We start from the raw sequence: 15562 nt of genomic DNA on the forward strand, positions 1-15562 counted from the left end.
TACAAGCATTCACATTAAAAGTATTTATCCAACCGTCAAATTTACTTTCTAGTGGTTTTTTGGGTGTTGCAATTTTAATAAATCAAATATCCGAATTATTTGGTGTAGAGTTATCCATTTCGATTTTATTAATTCTACTTAATATTCCTGTGGCCATTTTATGTTATAGAGGGATTAGTGCTCGTTTTACGTTTTATTCGATTCTTCAAGTTTTTGTTGGAAGTTTCTTTATTCGTGTTTTAAATTTTGATCCTTTATTTGTCGATGACACCATGTTGAATGTAATTTTTGGTGGAGTATTAAACGGCTTGTATGTTTCGCTCGCATTGAAGGGGAATGCTTCAACAGGGGGAATGGATTTTATTGCATTATATGTTTCAAATAAGAGCGGTAAAACCATTTGGCAACAAGTATTCTTATTTAATACATTATTACTTGTAATATTTGGGGCGTTATTTGGATGGAGAAATGCAGGTTATTCGATTATATTCCAATACATTTCTACGAAAGTGATTAGCACATTCCATCAGAGATATCATAGGGTTACATTACAGATTACGACTCGTTATGGGGAAGATGTTATGCAATCTTATTTAAAGAATATAAGGCATGGAATATCATGTGTGGACGCTATTGGAGGATTTAGTCGAGAAAAAATGTATCTATTACATACAGTAATTTCATCTTATGAAGTTATGGATGCCGTAGCTGTTATTAAAGAAGCGGATCCTCGTGCGATTATCAATCAAATTAGTACAGAAAACTTTTATGGAAGATTCCATAGAGAACCAGAGTAGGGAGGTAATTAAACTGCAAGCTATTTCTAAAAAAGATATTTTAAAATCGTTTATGCTCGTAACTTTAGGCTGTTTTTTATTTTCATACACTATTAACGCTGTAGTAATAGCTAATCATTTTGGTGAAGGTGGCCTTACGGGAGTAACACTTCTTATGTTCTATACGCTAAATATTGATCCTGCATTATCAAGTCTAGTTTTAAATGTTTTTTTATTAATCGTCGGTTATCGTTACTTAGAGAAGAAAACAATGATTTATACAGTTCTTGCTGTATTTGAACTACCGATGTTTCTAAAATACACTCAGGAATGGCCAGTATTTGTACCTGAGAATCTAGTAGTAGCCTCGGTTGCTGCTGGTGTATTTGTTGGTATTGCTTTGGGACTTGTTATTTTAGGAAAAGGCACAACTGCTGGAACAGATATTATTGCAATGATGATGAATAAATATCTTGGATGGCCAGTTTCATCTTCATTATTGGTAATTGATACCATTGTTGTCACTCCTTTAGCATTTGTAATAGGATTTGAAAAGGCTGTTTTAACGTTAATGATGCTATTTATTGCAAGTAAGGTTATTAATTTTATTCTCGAAGGATTTAACCCACGAAAAGCAATAATGATTATTTCAAATCAATACGAACTAATTGGTCAAAAGATTCAAGAGCAATTAGACAGAGGAATCACGGTTCTTGATGGGCATGGATTTTACTCAAAAGATAAAAGACAAGTTCTTTATGTTGTAGTGAATCGTCAACAATTAATGCCAATTCAACGCATCATTCATGAAATAGATCCGAACGCCTTTGTTATTATTACAGATGTAAATCAGGTCATTGGAGAAGGATTTACTTTCTACTTTGACGACAGTGGAAATAAATTTTTGCATTAAAAGGATGGGGAGTATGAAAATTAAGAAAGCTTTGGGAATTTTTATAGGTTTACTTTTTATAAATGGACAAGCGGTTTTAGCAAACGAAAATCAAACGGAATCAACAGTGAATAAAAATGTTACTGAAGAAACTACTACCGTTGCAAAGCCTGAAAAAGATGAAGTCACTACAAAAGAAACGGTATTGAAAAAGAAAGAAGAGGCTCCTAATAAAGAAAAAGAAGTGAAACGCACCGGATGGATGAAGGATTCAAATGGGATTTGGTACTATTATAATCAAAATGGTGTTCTAGAGACTTCTAAATGGATTGGGGACTATTATTTAGAACATAATGGTCAAATGGCGACAAATAAGTGGGTAGATGATTATCGCTATTTTGTTGATTCTTCAGGAAAATGGATACCAGGAAAAATCAAAAAAAACGGTTGGAAAAAGGAAGATGGTTATTGGTACTATTATGACGTACAAGAAAATCTTACTCGAAACAAATGGGTCGATTCTTATTATTATTTAGGATCTGATGGGAAAATGAGTGTTGATAATTGGGTTGATAATTACCAATATTACGTCGATAAAGATGGTGTCTGGGTCCCAGGAAAGAAAAAAGAAAATTGGGTTAAATTAGATTCTATTTGGTATTTCTATGAAAATGGATTACCAGTAAGAAATGTATGGAAAGGAAATTACTTTCTACAAGAAGATGGCACAATGGCAACGAACAAATGGGTAGATGATTATCGTTATTTTGTTGGTGATAATGGTGCTTGGATTAGAGATAAGAAGATGAAATCTGGATGGGTAAAAGAGAATGGTTATTGGTACTTTTACGAAGGAAAAGAATCTCTAGTTAAAAATGCTTGGAGAGGTAATTATTACTTGGGTGAAAGGGGAGAGATGCTCGTTAACCAATGGGTCGATCAAAATCGATACTATGTCAATGAGGATGGAAAATGGATTCCAGAAGCCCAAAAAGGGAAAGATGGATGGAAACAAAACTCTTCCGGTGATTGGTATCATTTTTCAAATGGTATTCCTTCCCGAAACAAATGGGTCGGAAGTTATTATCTTTTAGATGATGGAAAGATGGCAACCAATAAATGGGTAGATAATTTTAAATATTATGTAGGTCCTGATGGTGCATGGGTTTCCAACATTAGCGAAGCTAAAAATCGAAAAGAAATCTTACTTGATTTAGCTCGAGGATTTATCGGAGTAGAACAGTATGATCCTCTTCACCAGTATTTGGTGAATCAATATAATTCTGGACCAAGTAGTTATAGTGGATATAAAGTACAAAGCTGGGATGATTGGTGCGATGTTTTTGTTTCATCTATGTACCAAATTGCGGGAATGATTGATCTTATTGATAAAGAAGCGTATGTTCCTTATCACATAAATATTTTCAAAAATAAGAGAATTTGGATTGGCAAATCAACACCAAGAGCTGGAGATATTGTAACTTTTGACTGGAATAGTGATGGAGTTGCAGATCATATAGCAATTGTTGAAAAAGTAGAAGATGGTAAAATCGTAACTATTGAAGGAAATACCACGGAACATTTGAATGTTGATGAGTCAAAAGTAGTGCGCCACACTCATCGCTTATCCGCATACTATATCATTGGGTACGCTCGTCCTAACTATTAATTTATGTTATAAAAAACCAGTCATTTTTGACTGGTTTTTTATCTTTTTTTATTGCTCAAAAAGCACTCAATTCAGCGTATATTAACGGTTGATTTTAGTGAAAAATTCCCAGTGTTGTGTTATTATAAATTAAATCAATAAAATGATTAAATTTATATAAAGGAGGTAGCTTTATGGTAGGGATTATCATTGCAAGTCATGGTGAGTTCGCTGACGGGATAAAACAATCTGGTTCTATGATTTTTGGAAACCAAGAAAAAGTTGAATCAGTTACATTTATGCCTAGTGAAGGCCCTGAAGACTTACAACGTAAACTGCGTGAGGCTGTTGATAAACTAGAGACAGAAGAAATTCTATTTTTAGTAGATTTATGGGGAGGAAGCCCATTTAACCAAGCAAATATTTTGTTCGAAGAAGATCCTGAACATCGTGCAATTGTTGCTGGTTTAAGCTTACCAATGCTTATTGAATCGTACGCTAGTCGTTTTTCAATGAACACTTCTCATGAAATCGCAAAGGCAATTGCACCAACTGCGATTGAAGGGGTTAAGATTCGCCCAGAAGCTCTTCAACCAGAAGAGAAGAAAGAGGAAAAATCTGCACCTTCAGCACCTGTTACTAATGGGGCAATTCCAGAAGGAACAGTTATTGGAGATGGGAAAATTAAATTTGTTTTAGCTCGTATTGATACTCGTTTGTTACATGGACAAGTAGCTACAAGTTGGACAAAAGCAACAAATCCAAACCGCATTATCGTTGTTTCTGATAAAGTTGCAAAAGATGACTTACGTAAGAAATTAATTGAACAAGCAGCACCTACTGGAGTTCGTGCTCATGTAATTCCACTAGATAAACTAGTAGAAGTGTACAACGATCCACGTTTTGGAGATACAAGGGCATTATTATTATTCGAGACACCACAAGAAGCTTTGGAAGTTATTGAAAAAGGTGTTCATATTGATCAATTAAATATTGGATCAATGGCACACTCTGTAGGTAAAGTTCAAGTAAGTAATGCATTATCATTAGACCAAGATGATGTAGAAACTTATAAAAAATTACGTGATTTAGGTGTTAAAATGGATGTTCGAAAAGTTGTTTCGGATTCTCCTGCAGACATCTTCAAATTAATTGAAGCAAAGTCTAATGAAGGCTTGAAACTATAATAGAGAGATAGGAGATTATTATGGATTTTAATGTATTTCAAATTATTTTAGTCCTAATTGTCGCATTCTTAGCTGGTTTGGAAGGGATTTTAGATGAGTTTCAATTCCATCAACCAATTATTGCTTGTACATTAGTTGGACTTGCGACAGGACATTTAACTGAGGGGATTATCCTTGGTGGTTCTTTACAAATCATTGCACTTGCTTGGGCAAACGTTGGTGCTGCGGTAGCACCTGATGCTGCTTTAGCATCAGTAGCTTCAGCTATTATTTTTATTAAAGGGAATGATTTTACAGAAGGTGGACGTAACCTTGCTATTGCTACTGCTGTTACTTTAGCGACAGTTGGTTTAGTTTTAACAATGGTGGTACGTACATTATCAGTTGCATTAGTCCATAGAGCGGATGCAGCGGCTGAAAAAGGAGACTTCAAAGGAGTTTCATTCTGGCATTATGTTGCATTATCTTGCCAAGGATTACGTATTATGATTCCAGCTGGATTACTTTTATTCTTACCTTCAGATGTTGTTCAAGGTTACTTAAAAGCAATTCCTGATTGGTTTGCTAATGGTATGACAATTGGTGGTAGCATGGTAGTTGCAGTGGGGCTAGCAATGGTTATTAACTTAATGGCTTCTAAAGAAACTTGGCCATTCTTCTTCATTGGTTTCGCAATCGCTCCTTTAAACGAGTTAACATTGATTGCAACTGGTGTTATCGCTTTAAGTTTAGCGTTAATTTACTTAAACTTATCTAATAACAGGGGAAATGGTTCAACTGGTGGACGTTCAGGTTCTGGAGACCCACTAGGTGACATTTTAAATGACTACTAAGGAGTGTGAATGAGATGACAGAGAAAAAAGTATCTTTAACGAAACAAGACCGCTTAAAAGTTATGTTACGTTCACAATTCTTACAAGGTTCTTGGAACTATGAACGTATGCAAAATGGAGGATGGGCATTCTCCCTAATTCCTGCATTGAAAAAATTATACCCAAATCCAGAAGATTCAAAAGCAGCGTTAAAACGTCACTTAGAATTCTTTAATACTCACCCATATATCGCTTCACCAATTCTTGGGGTAACTTTAGCTTTAGAAGAAGACCGTGCAAACGGTGCGTCAATCGATGACGCAACAATTCAAGGGGTTAAAGTTGGTATGATGGGACCCCTAGCTGGTATCGGTGACCCAGTATTCTGGTTTACTGTTCGTCCTATCTTAGGTGCGATCGCCGCAGGATTAGCAGCAACGGGTTCAATCATTGGACCATTATTCTTCTTTATTGTTTGGAACTTAATTCGTATCGCTTTTATGTGGTATACACAAGAGTTAGGATATCGCCAAGGTTCTGAGATTACTAAAGACTTATCAGGTGGTATTTTACAATCTATTACAAAAGTTTCTTCAATTGTAGGGATGTTTGTAATGGGGATTTTAGTACAACGTTGGACAAGTATGAAATTCCCACTTGTCTTAACAAAAGTACAATTGACGGCTGATCAATATATTCAAACTCCTGGAAAAGATGATGTTGTGACTGGTGGGCAACTTCAAGAGATCGTTGCCAAATTATTGGATGGTAAAAAATTATCGCCTGAAGTAGTAACCACTCTTCAAGACAACTTGAACAAATTGATTCCAGGATTGGCTGCTTTACTATTAACATTCTTAGTAATGTGGTTATTGAAGAAAAATGTAAAACCAATTTACATTATCTTTGGGCTATTTGCATTAGGTATTTTAGCTGGTTTAACAGGAGTAATGGCTCCTTAATCCTACTTGATTGGAGATAGACTATGGCTGTTTCATTAAATACAAAAGCGATTTATAAAACAAAAGCAAACCTTTTTAATGGAGGAATAGGATTTAAAAATGGTGATATCCTTATTGGAGATCGCGCATTCGAATTCTATAATCATCAGAACCCGGAAAGCTATCTTCAAATTCCATGGGAAGAAATTAAATTGGTTAGGGCTCATGTCATGTTTAAAGGACGTTTCATTAGAGCATACTATATTGATACGAAACAAGCTGGAACATTTCAGTTTATTTCTTCAGATGCTGGAAGAACTCTTAAAATGATGAGAGATTTTATTGGAAATGATAAAATTGTTAAAACTGAACCATTATTTAGTTTGAAAAAAATATTTAAAAAGTAATAAAAAGGCGGATGCTAAAGCATTCGCCTTTTTAAATTTCATTTGTAAGTAGAAAGGGATAATGATCCATGGAAAGATTCAAATTCACCGTTGGATATGTTACAAATTCGCCATCTTTTTGAGCTTTTATAGGTTCATAAATTTTTATATTGGCTTTTGTACATGAGTATTCTTTTAAATTTTGGGGGAACAGTTTGAAATGAGTTCCGTTTGTTAAAATAAACGGAAAAGCTTTTAGAACTGTAAAAAGAGAGACTTTTCTAGCAATTGCAATTTGAAAATGATGATTCCCTTGTGTTGCAGAAGGTACAAAGCGAATCCCTCCTCCAAAATAAGAGTGATTAAAAGCTCCAAGAAGAAGATTTTCTGTAGAAGCAAAACTTTTCCCATCATCAAGAGTGATTAGAGCATCAAACTCTTTACGCTCTTTAAAAGCCTTAATAATAGGAGTAAGATAAGAAGCTTTTTTAATTCCTTTTGCTTGAAGAAGTGCTTCCCTTTGTTTTTGGTTTATTTCACAGATAGCAGCATCAATTCCAAATCCCATCGAATTTAAGATGATACCAGTTGATTGTGAGTTTGCTTCTGAGTAAGTAAGAAATTCTAAGTCAATAATATTATTCTCTGAAAGCTTTTCAATAAACTTTCTTGAGTGATGAGTTAAATTCATTTCCCGTGAAAAATCATTTCCAGTTCCTGCCGGTAAATAGCTTAGTGGAATAATGATATTATGTTGTTTCAAATAATGAATAGCTTCATTAAGAGTTCCATCTCCACCAACAATAACGACTATTGTATGCTGATTTCGTTGTTGTAGATATTTGTTCATTAATTCTGGAAGTTCTCCCGCTCTTTGAGTTTGAAATAACTTGAAGGGAATTCCTTTTTCTGTACAAGCTTCAACAATATGATTGATTTGTTGCTGGCCTGAAAAACTGCCAGACATCGGATTTCCAAAAATAAATAAATTCATGAAATACTTCCTTTCGACTCTTCACAATTATAGCATAAATGAAAGTAAAAAAAGAGTGATTTTTGTAAGAAATAACGTATAATGAAGATGAGGTGAAAGTATGGCTAATGATTTTTTTGAGCGAGTGTTAAATCCTACTTGGAAAAATTTAAGTAGAGAATCAAAAAAAGTAGTAATTCGAAATATTCTACGCTTTTTCGTGAATCCAATACTAACAATTGAAGATTTAAAGTTTGTACAATATGATTATGCTGGTATCACAAATGATACGTTTGAAGTAACAATTGATGGTAGAGTTTTTGTTTTTGTACCTGGTCAGAAAGAGGTTGTTCTTGGGTGGGATAGCGGTTTGTCAGGACTTTCTGGACTAGATTGTAGCGAAGAACGTCAAGAGCTTCGTTACGCTTTTAAACGCTATTTAAATCAACATTTAACGGGTTTTATGTTTTTGAATCAAGAGGTACAAGAAAAGGACCTTTCTTCTGAAAAATTAACTACACAAATGGTTGAAGATGGCATTAATTTGATGACATCTGAATTAAGAAAAGTTGATATTTCAGCAATGTTAGTGGAAAAGAAACCTTATTTTGTAGGTCTTCGCTTTATCGGAAACTATTCAGTTGTTACAGGACAATTAACAGGAGCAGAAGAAGTTGCACCTGAAACACTAGAAATTATGGAAGAAGCTATTACTCCCGATAATTCAATGGAAGCACTGTTCCAAGAATTCCCTAGAGCGGTTCGAGTGGACCGTTACTTTATGCAACAAGACTTGAAGAATCCTGATAATTTTGCTTGCTACGTGGCCGACCCTGTTAGTTATGAAGAGGCTAGAAAAGAAATTGAACGTACTGGTATGGGGCTTTTAAATGAAGATGAGTGGGAGTATTGCTGTGGAAGCGGTACGCGTCGTCTCTTTAAATGGGGCAACCAATTATATCGTTCTCTAATTCGAGACGAAGCTAATTCTCCTATATGGAATGAAAATATGTTTGGTTTGGAAATTGCAAATGCTGAATTTGGACCTGAATTAATTGAGGGCAGACCATATACTAAGGGAGCATGGTTAGAAGAAAATTTCAAAGCACCTGTTTTGAATTTATTGCCACTATCGTCTTATTATTCTGTTAATTTACCACTATTAGTGGATCCTAATGGTTATCTTGCTGCAGGGTATTACTGCGCAAGACGTGCTATTCGAATTGAAATGTAAAAAAGAAATCAGTCACTGTTGTGGCTGATTTTTTAAATATTTATTAAAGTCAAAAAAAGTCAAATAAAAATATTGACCTTTTCTGACTAATGGTATATACTTAATACATGGTCAGGAGACCACAAAAGGAGGAATGAAGATGAATATTGAAAAAATGACTACAACAATGCAACAAGCATTAGGCCAAGCGCAACAAATTGCGATGGTCCGTAAACATCAAGAAATAGATATTCCTCATTTATGGAAAGTATTTATGGAACCAAATCACTTTGTTAGAAATTTATATAGTGATTTACAAGTGAATGACAAAGAATTTGAGGAATTAATTGATAAAGAATTAGACCGTATTTCTGTAGTAGAAGGACAAAATGTCCAATATGGGCAAAGTATGAGTCAAAACTTATACCGACTCTTTACAGAAGCTGAAAAAATTAGAGAAAGCTTTAAAGACGATTATTTATCTACAGAGGTAGTTGTCCTTGCGTTAATGGAACTTGGAAATCATCCATTGACTCGCTATTTACTACAACACCAAGTAAACAAAGAAAAATTAAGATCTCGTATTGAAGAGCTAAGAGGGGGAGAACGTGTGACTAGTCAAAATCAAGAAGAACAATATGAAGCATTATCAAAATATGCGCGTAATTTAAATGAAGCTGTTCAGTCTGGAAAACAAGATCCAGTCATTGGACGTGATGAAGAAATTCGAGATGTGATTCGTATCTTGTCTCGTAAAACTAAAAATAATCCAGTATTGATTGGGGAGCCAGGTGTCGGTAAGACAGCGATTGTTGAAGGTTTAGCTCAACGTATTGTGAAAAAAGACGTACCAGAAAACTTAAAAGACAAATTAATTTACTCATTAGATATGGGAGCGTTAATCGCCGGCGCAAAATATCGTGGTGAATTTGAAGAACGTTTGAAAGCCGTTCTGAAAGAAGTAACGAAATCAGAAGGAAGAATTATCTTATTTATCGATGAAATTCATACAATTGTGGGTGCTGGTAAGACAGAAGGCTCTATGGATGCTGGTAACTTACTAAAACCAATGTTGGCTCGTGGTGAACTGCATTGTATTGGTGCCACAACTCTTGACGAATACCGTGAAAATATGGAGAAAGATAAAGCGTTAGAACGTCGTTTCCAAAAAGTACTCGTTCAAGAACCAACTGTTGAAGACACCATTTCAATTCTTCGTGGATTGAAAGAACGTTTCGAAATCCACCACAGTGTAAACATTCACGACAGTGCGTTAGTAGCTGCTGCGACTTTATCAAACCGTTATATTACTGACCGATTCTTGCCAGATAAAGCGATTGACTTAGTCGATGAAGCCTGTGCTACGATTCGTGTTGAAATGAACTCAATGCCAACAGAACTTGACGCAGTCACTCGTCGTTTGATGCAACTTGAAATCGAAGAACAAGCGTTGAAAATGGAAAAAGATGATGCTTCTCAAAAACGACTTGCTATTTTACAAGAGGAATTAGCGGAACAACGTGAAAAAGCAAATAACCTCAAAATGAAATGGGAAATCGAAAAAGAAGAAGCTAATAAGATCCGTAACAAACGTGAAGAAATCGATCGTGCTAAACGTGAATTGGAACAAGCAGAAGCAGACTACAACCTTGAAAAAGCGGCTGAACTTCGTCACGGACGTATTCCAGCCCTTGAACATGAGTTGAAAGAACTTGAGGATCAAAACAAGGCGAATGCTGAAAACACGCAACGTCTCGTTCAAGAATCAGTAACGTCTGAAGAAATTGCTCGAGTAGTGGGTCGCTTGACGGGTATTCCTGTAACAAAATTAATGGAAGGCGAGCGTGAAAAACTTCTTCACTTAGAAGATATTCTTCATGAACGTGTGATTGGTCAAGACGAAGCTGTACAAAAAGTGGCTTCAGCAGTCCTTCGTTCTCGTGCAGGCTTGCAAAATCCGAGCCGACCAATCGGAAGTTTCTTGTTCCTTGGACCTACAGGGGTTGGTAAGACAGAACTTGCTAAGGCTCTTGCAGAAGATTTGTTCGACTCAGAAGATCATATGGTTCGTATTGACATGAGTGAATATATGGAAAAACATTCAGTGTCTCGCTTAGTGGGAGCTCCTCCAGGATATGTTGGATATGAAGAGGGAGGCCAATTAACAGAAGCTGTTCGTCGTAATCCATATACAATCGTTCTTTTAGATGAAATTGAAAAAGCACATCCAGATGTATTTAATATCTTATTACAAGTTTTAGACGATGGACGCTTAACCGATTCTAAAGGACGTGTAGTAGACTTCAAGAATACCGTGATGATTATGACAAGTAATATCGGTTCACAATTCTTGCTTGAAAATCAAGGTGAAACAATCGATGAAGAAACTCGTACGGCAGTAGAAGGTGTTCTAAAAGCAACCTTCAAACCAGAGTTCTTGAACCGTATCGACGAAACAATCTTCTTCACACCACTTTCTAAAGACAATATTCGTGGAATCATTACGAAGATGTTGAAACAATTAGCCAAACGTGTAGAAGATCAAGAAATCATCTTAAGCTTCACAGATGAATTGAAAGATTGGATTGCAGATAATGCTTATAATCCAGTGTACGGTGCTCGTCCAATTTCTCGTTATATTCAACGTGAAATTGAAACGCCACTTGCTAAAGAAATCATCCGTGCAAGTATCCTTCCAGGCGACCAAGTGAAATGTGATTTAGGAATTGATCATGTGACATTTGAAGTGATTGGAAAGAATGAATAAGTAATATAAAGAAAACGCAATGGACTTTTGTCCATTGCGTTTTTTGTGCTTTATTTGTCTTCTTGAATTCGACGTTTTCTAACGCCCCAGAATTGGAAGTAGTCAGTACGAATAGCACCGTTATAAAGTTTGCGTTTCTTTGTTGCTTTTTGACCATAGTGCTCTTCAAAGGTTAAGTCACTCGTTAAAATATATTTACTCCAAGTTGTCAGTGGTGCATAGGTTTCACCCATTTGTTTATAGATGGCTTGAGCTTGTTCTTCAGAAAGAAGACGGTCTCCATATGGTGGGTTAGCCACAATAATTCCATTTTCTTTCTTCGTGCGGAAGTCCTTCAACTGCATTTGCTTAAATTCGATTTGGTCCGCGACACCAGCTTTAATCGCATTTTGTTTAGCAATCTCAATCATAGAGCCATCAATATCGGCACCAAGAATATCGAGTTGGATATCAGTGCGGATTTCTTTTCTAGCTTCTTCTCTAACTTTATCGAAGACACTTGGAGTAAAGAAAGTCCATTTTTCAGCTGCAAACGAACGATTCAATCCAGGAGCGATATTCTTACCAATCAGAGCAGCCTCAATTGGGATTGTCCCAGAACCACAAGTAGGGTCGTAGAACGGTTTATCGGGATACCAACTTGTAAGCATCACAAGAGCCGCAGCCATGTTTTCTTTCAGCGGCGCGCCCCCTTTTTCTGTACGGTAGCCACGTTTAAAGAGACTTGTTCCACTTGTATCGATTGTTAAAGTGACAACATCTTTTAAAAGCGCCACTTCGATAGGATAGAGGGCACCAGACTCAGGTAAATGAGTACGACGGTGATATGCCTCGCTTAAACGATTCACAATTGCTTTTTTCACGATAGATTGGCAGTTTGGAACACTGTGAAGTGTTGATTTCACAGATTTACCTGATACTGGGAATTCCGCATCTACTGGAAGAATTTTCTCCCAAGGAATTGCCTTTGTTTGTTCAAAGAGCGAGTCGAATGTTTTTGCGGTGAACTGTCCCATAATGATTTTGATACGGTCTGCAGTTCGAAGCCAAATATTTGTACGAGCGATATCGTAGTCGTCACCTTCAAAGAAGGCTTTTCCGTTTTCGACTTGAACTTCGTATCCCAAGTTGCGTAATTCTTTACCAACAAGAGCTTCGATTCCTGCAGCAGCAGTTGCTATTAATTTATATTTTGTCATAGATTTCTCCTTTATTCGTAAAAAGAGGAGTGGACACAAGGCCTCACTCCTTACCATTCGCTAAAATCCTGAAGTAAACTTCTATAAGCCATGTTCTGTTCCATTTAATAGCAGGATCTATTAAATTTCAGTAATCATCTGTCTACACAAATGTGTCTCTTTTTTCGTTCATTTCCTAGTAAGAGTGCCCCTACCATAAGTTTGGGTTGCTCGCTCGAGGGGTTTACCGCGTTCCACCAATTTCGTTTCCAAAATTGCTTCGTCACTGTGGCACTTTCAAGAATACTAGAGCATAGCACCGCCGTAGCTCGTTTTTCTGCCGTCAACATAAAGTTGCCTTAGCTTATTGTTTCGCTAAGCACGAACACTACAAGCGTCTCAGCTTGTGCGAGCATGGACTTTCCTCAGCATTGAATGCCGCGATTACTCAAAGTTTACTTAGTAATTTAGTTAAATGTATCAATTTTGATACATTTATGATTAATAATCGTTGTCACGTAATGGCGTAATTACACGTGTTTTATAAAAATCGTCATCATCTTCTGTTGAATCCAATGAAGAATGAGCACCATTTCCTTCCTCTAACTTCGAATCAAAAACGTGTTTTTCTAGATTTGAAAGTCTTTTTAAAATATCAAAGTTAGTCACTCCTGAAGATGAAACATTAGAAGTACGATTTACTTTTGATACAGTAGCTTGACGAGATAATTCGTCTACTTTTGTTAATAAACGTTCGTTTTCTGCTTGTAAAAAGCTGATTTCCTTTTGGAATGTGTCATAATCACGAATAATTAAGTCTAAAAATGCATCGACTTCTTCAATATCAAAACCTCTGAATGAGCGTTTAAATTGTTTTTGTAAAATATCTTTTGTACTTAATGAAATACGCGCCATAATTGCTTTCCCCTTTTTTAATCAATCATAATAATCATTAATTTAATTTATCTTCTTTATGATACTAAAATCACTAGAAAAATACAAATACGACAGAGTTATTTTTAGTTATTTTTAATGAAATTTGATATAATTTTTAAAAATAAACTTGTAAAGTAGAGGATTATCATGAATTGGTTAGAAGTAACGGTAAATACACATTCTGAAAGTGTAGAGGTAGTAAGTTCTATTTTGATTGAATTAGGGTCTAAAGGGGTTTCTATTGAAGATCCACAGGACTATTATCAATTAACGGATGAACAACTTGAATGGTTAAAAGTTCAACAAAAAGACCTTTACGAAACAGATACGGTAATCGTTAAAGGATATTTTCAACCGTCACAGTGGTTAAAGGATTCAGCTAATCTTCTTCATGAAAAACTAGAGGAAATTAAAATTTATGGCTTACAAACAGGACCACTATTCATTCAAGTGAAGGAAGTAGGTGAAGAAGACTGGGCTAATGCATGGAAGCAATATTATTTCCCAGTGCGTGTTACAAGATTCTTAACAGTGGTTCCTAGTTGGATTGATTATGAAAAAGAACAAGATGATGAGTTATTAATTGAATTAGATCCTGGTTTAGCATTTGGAACAGGAACACATCCAACGACTCAATTGTCCCTAACCGCTTTAGAGCAAACGATTCGAGGAAATGAGAGTGTTCTTGATGTGGGTACTGGATCTGGTGTTTTAAGTATTGCTTCTAAATTATTAGGTGCAAGTAAAGTGACTGCATTTGATATTGATGAAATGGCTACTCGAGTTGCAAAAGAAAACATTGCATTGAATCCTACCATTGGTGAAATTGAAGTTTTTGAAAATAATTTACTTGTTGGGGTAGACCAGAAGAGTGACTTAATCGTTGCGAATATTTTAGCTGAGATTTTACTTCAAATGCCAGAAGATGCTTATCGTAATCTGAAGGATGATGGAAGTTTAATTTTATCTGGAATTATTGAGTCAAAAGCAAATGAAGTGAAGGAAGCTTATGAAAAAGCTGGATTTACTCTTGTTGAAAGAATGACAATGAAAGAGTGGAATTGTTTTATTATGAAAAAGGATGTTGAGTAAATGCAACGTTATTTTGTAAAAGGAATCGTTAGCGAAACTACTCATTCACTTGAGTTTTCAAAAGAACAGATACATCAATTGAAAAACGTGATGAGAATGAAAGTGGAAGAGCAGTTTGAAATTGTGGATGAGAATAGTACCTTAGCAATAGTTGAACTAGTTTGTTTAGAACCTTTTGAAGTGAGAGTTATTAAGACCTTAAATCAAAAGGTAGAACTTCCCGTGTTCACCGCAATTGCAGTCGGTTTATCAAAAGGAGATAAATTAGATTGGATTGTTCAAAAAGCAACGGAATTAGGAGTTAATGAAATTATTCCTCTAGAGTTGTCTAGAAATGTTGTGAAATGGAACAAGGATAAAGCTAGCAAAAAAACAGAAAGATTACAAAAAATTGCAGAAGAAGCAAGTGAACAGTCTCATCGATTAAAAGTACCATTTATCAGTGACGTAATGACCATCGAAAGTTTGATAGAATACACAAAACCGTATCATCAAAAATTAATTGCTTATGAAGAAGCTGCAAAAGAATGCGAGACTGTTCAACTTGTAAAGAGTTTACAAGCTTTAAAAGAAGGAGAAAAGATTGTTTTCGTTTTTGGTCCGGAAGGCGGCATTGACGATAAAGAAGTAGCCAAATTACAAATGAATGAGTTTCATACTTGTTCATTAGGGCCAAGAATTTTACGAGCAGAAACGGCTCCTTTATATGCTTTAAGTGCATTATCCTATCAATGTGAATTACTGCAATAAACTTCAGTTGA

14 protein-coding genes and 1 other RNA gene are annotated in these 15562 nt (G+C 35.6%); 11 read left to right on the forward strand and 4 right to left on the reverse strand.

Features of this window, described 5'->3' with window-relative positions:
• The 7 genes from ACO5V7_RS00005 to ACO5V7_RS00035 form a co-directional block, all read left to right on the forward strand.
• The coding region (locus tag ACO5V7_RS00005) for a YitT family protein (protein WP_485484571.1) at positions 1–797 on the forward strand (797 nt) is incomplete at its 5' end.
• Positions 798–849: 52 nt separating this feature from the next.
• Entirely contained in the window at positions 850–1689 is an 840-nt protein-coding gene (locus ACO5V7_RS00010; protein WP_039848862.1) for a YitT family protein, read from the forward strand.
• Between the two features lie 13 nt (positions 1690–1702).
• Complete coding sequence (locus ACO5V7_RS00015; RefSeq protein ID WP_485484572.1) at positions 1703–3337, forward strand: CHAP domain-containing protein; 1635 nt, start codon at positions 1703–1705, stop codon at positions 3335–3337.
• Between the two features lie 173 nt (positions 3338–3510).
• Complete coding sequence (locus ACO5V7_RS00020) at positions 3511–4503, forward strand: mannose/fructose/sorbose PTS transporter subunit IIA (RefSeq protein ID WP_298645691.1); 993 nt, start codon at positions 3511–3513, stop codon at positions 4501–4503.
• A 20-nt stretch (positions 4504–4523) separates the two neighbouring features.
• Positions 4524–5336, forward strand: coding sequence for a PTS mannose/fructose/sorbose transporter subunit IIC (locus ACO5V7_RS00025; protein WP_485484573.1), 813 nt, complete (start codon positions 4524–4526; stop codon positions 5334–5336).
• Between the two features lie 14 nt (positions 5337–5350).
• Positions 5351–6277, forward strand: a complete 927-nt coding sequence (locus ACO5V7_RS00030) for a PTS system mannose/fructose/sorbose family transporter subunit IID (RefSeq protein WP_485484574.1) — start codon at positions 5351–5353, stop codon at positions 6275–6277.
• A 23-nt stretch (positions 6278–6300) separates the two neighbouring features.
• Positions 6301–6663: a DUF956 family protein gene (locus ACO5V7_RS00035; protein ID WP_308609874.1), complete on the forward strand. Its 363-nt coding sequence runs from the start codon at positions 6301–6303 to the stop codon at positions 6661–6663.
• 31 nt (positions 6664–6694) lie between these two features.
• Here the strand turns inward: ACO5V7_RS00035 and ACO5V7_RS00040 are convergent, their stop codons facing one another.
• Positions 6695–7636, reverse strand: coding sequence for a diacylglycerol/lipid kinase family protein (locus ACO5V7_RS00040; RefSeq protein ID WP_485484575.1), 942 nt, complete (start codon positions 7634–7636; stop codon positions 6695–6697).
• Between the two features lie 100 nt (positions 7637–7736).
• Between ACO5V7_RS00040 and ACO5V7_RS00045 the strand changes: the two genes are divergently transcribed.
• Positions 7737–8849 (forward strand): hypothetical protein, encoded by a 1113-nt coding sequence (locus tag ACO5V7_RS00045; protein WP_485484576.1) that lies wholly within the window; start codon positions 7737–7739, stop codon positions 8847–8849.
• 139 nt (positions 8850–8988) lie between these two features.
• Positions 8989–11595, forward strand: a complete 2607-nt coding sequence (gene clpB / locus ACO5V7_RS00050; RefSeq protein WP_485484577.1) for an ATP-dependent chaperone ClpB — start codon at positions 8989–8991, stop codon at positions 11593–11595.
• A gap of 50 nt (positions 11596–11645) precedes the next feature.
• Here the strand turns inward: clpB and ACO5V7_RS00055 are convergent, their stop codons facing one another.
• The 3 genes from ACO5V7_RS00055 to gpsB all read right to left on the reverse strand — a co-directional run bounded on the left by ACO5V7_RS00055 (position 11646) and on the right by gpsB (position 13688).
• Positions 11646–12794 (reverse strand): THUMP domain-containing class I SAM-dependent RNA methyltransferase, encoded by a 1149-nt coding sequence (locus tag ACO5V7_RS00055; RefSeq protein ID WP_485484578.1) that lies wholly within the window; start codon positions 12792–12794, stop codon positions 11646–11648.
• A 79-nt stretch (positions 12795–12873) separates the two neighbouring features.
• An RNA gene (gene rnpB / locus ACO5V7_RS00060) (RNase P RNA component class B) lies at positions 12874–13229 on the reverse strand.
• Positions 13230–13274: 45 nt separating this feature from the next.
• Positions 13275–13688 (reverse strand): cell division regulator GpsB, encoded by a 414-nt coding sequence (gene gpsB, locus ACO5V7_RS00065; RefSeq protein WP_005605364.1) that lies wholly within the window; start codon positions 13686–13688, stop codon positions 13275–13277.
• 168 nt (positions 13689–13856) lie between these two features.
• Here gpsB and prmA point away from each other — a divergent pair, with 168 nt between their 5' ends.
• Positions 13857–14801 (forward strand): 50S ribosomal protein L11 methyltransferase, encoded by a 945-nt coding sequence (prmA, locus tag ACO5V7_RS00070; protein ID WP_485484579.1) that lies wholly within the window; start codon positions 13857–13859, stop codon positions 14799–14801.
• Positions 14802–15551 carry a 16S rRNA (uracil(1498)-N(3))-methyltransferase gene (locus ACO5V7_RS00075; protein WP_485484580.1) on the forward strand — a complete coding sequence of 250 codons (750 nt, stop codon included), beginning with the start codon at positions 14802–14804 and terminating at the stop codon, positions 15549–15551. It abuts the gene before it with no gap.
• Positions 15552–15562: the final 11 nt, after the last annotated feature.

Source organism: Granulicatella sp., assembly GCF_057274575.1.

What these genes read in the sequence shown, in the direction of transcription:
- ACO5V7_RS00010 (WP_039848862.1), top strand. Translation starts at nt 850, where the DNA reads ATGCTCGTAACTTTAGGCTGTTTTTTATTTTCATACACTATTAACGCT.
- ACO5V7_RS00015 (WP_485484572.1), top strand. Translation starts at nt 1,703, where the DNA reads ATGAAAATTAAGAAAGCTTTGGGAATTTTTATAGGTTTACTTTTTATA.
- ACO5V7_RS00020 (WP_298645691.1), top strand. Translation starts at nt 3,511, where the DNA reads ATGGTAGGGATTATCATTGCAAGTCATGGTGAGTTCGCTGACGGGATA.
- ACO5V7_RS00025 (WP_485484573.1), top strand. Translation starts at nt 4,524, where the DNA reads ATGGATTTTAATGTATTTCAAATTATTTTAGTCCTAATTGTCGCATTC.
- ACO5V7_RS00030 (WP_485484574.1), top strand. Translation starts at nt 5,351, where the DNA reads ATGACAGAGAAAAAAGTATCTTTAACGAAACAAGACCGCTTAAAAGTT.
- ACO5V7_RS00035 (WP_308609874.1), top strand. Translation starts at nt 6,301, where the DNA reads ATGGCTGTTTCATTAAATACAAAAGCGATTTATAAAACAAAAGCAAAC.
- ACO5V7_RS00040 (WP_485484575.1), bottom strand. Translation starts at nt 7,636, where the DNA reads ATGAATTTATTTATTTTTGGAAATCCGATGTCTGGCAGTTTTTCAGGC.
- ACO5V7_RS00045 (WP_485484576.1), top strand. Translation starts at nt 7,737, where the DNA reads ATGGCTAATGATTTTTTTGAGCGAGTGTTAAATCCTACTTGGAAAAAT.
- clpB (WP_485484577.1), top strand. Translation starts at nt 8,989, where the DNA reads ATGAATATTGAAAAAATGACTACAACAATGCAACAAGCATTAGGCCAA.
- ACO5V7_RS00055 (WP_485484578.1), bottom strand. Translation starts at nt 12,794, where the DNA reads ATGACAAAATATAAATTAATAGCAACTGCTGCTGCAGGAATCGAAGCT.
- gpsB (WP_005605364.1), bottom strand. Translation starts at nt 13,688, where the DNA reads ATGGCGCGTATTTCATTAAGTACAAAAGATATTTTACAAAAACAATTT.
- prmA (WP_485484579.1), top strand. Translation starts at nt 13,857, where the DNA reads ATGAATTGGTTAGAAGTAACGGTAAATACACATTCTGAAAGTGTAGAG.
- ACO5V7_RS00075 (WP_485484580.1), top strand. Translation starts at nt 14,802, where the DNA reads ATGCAACGTTATTTTGTAAAAGGAATCGTTAGCGAAACTACTCATTCA.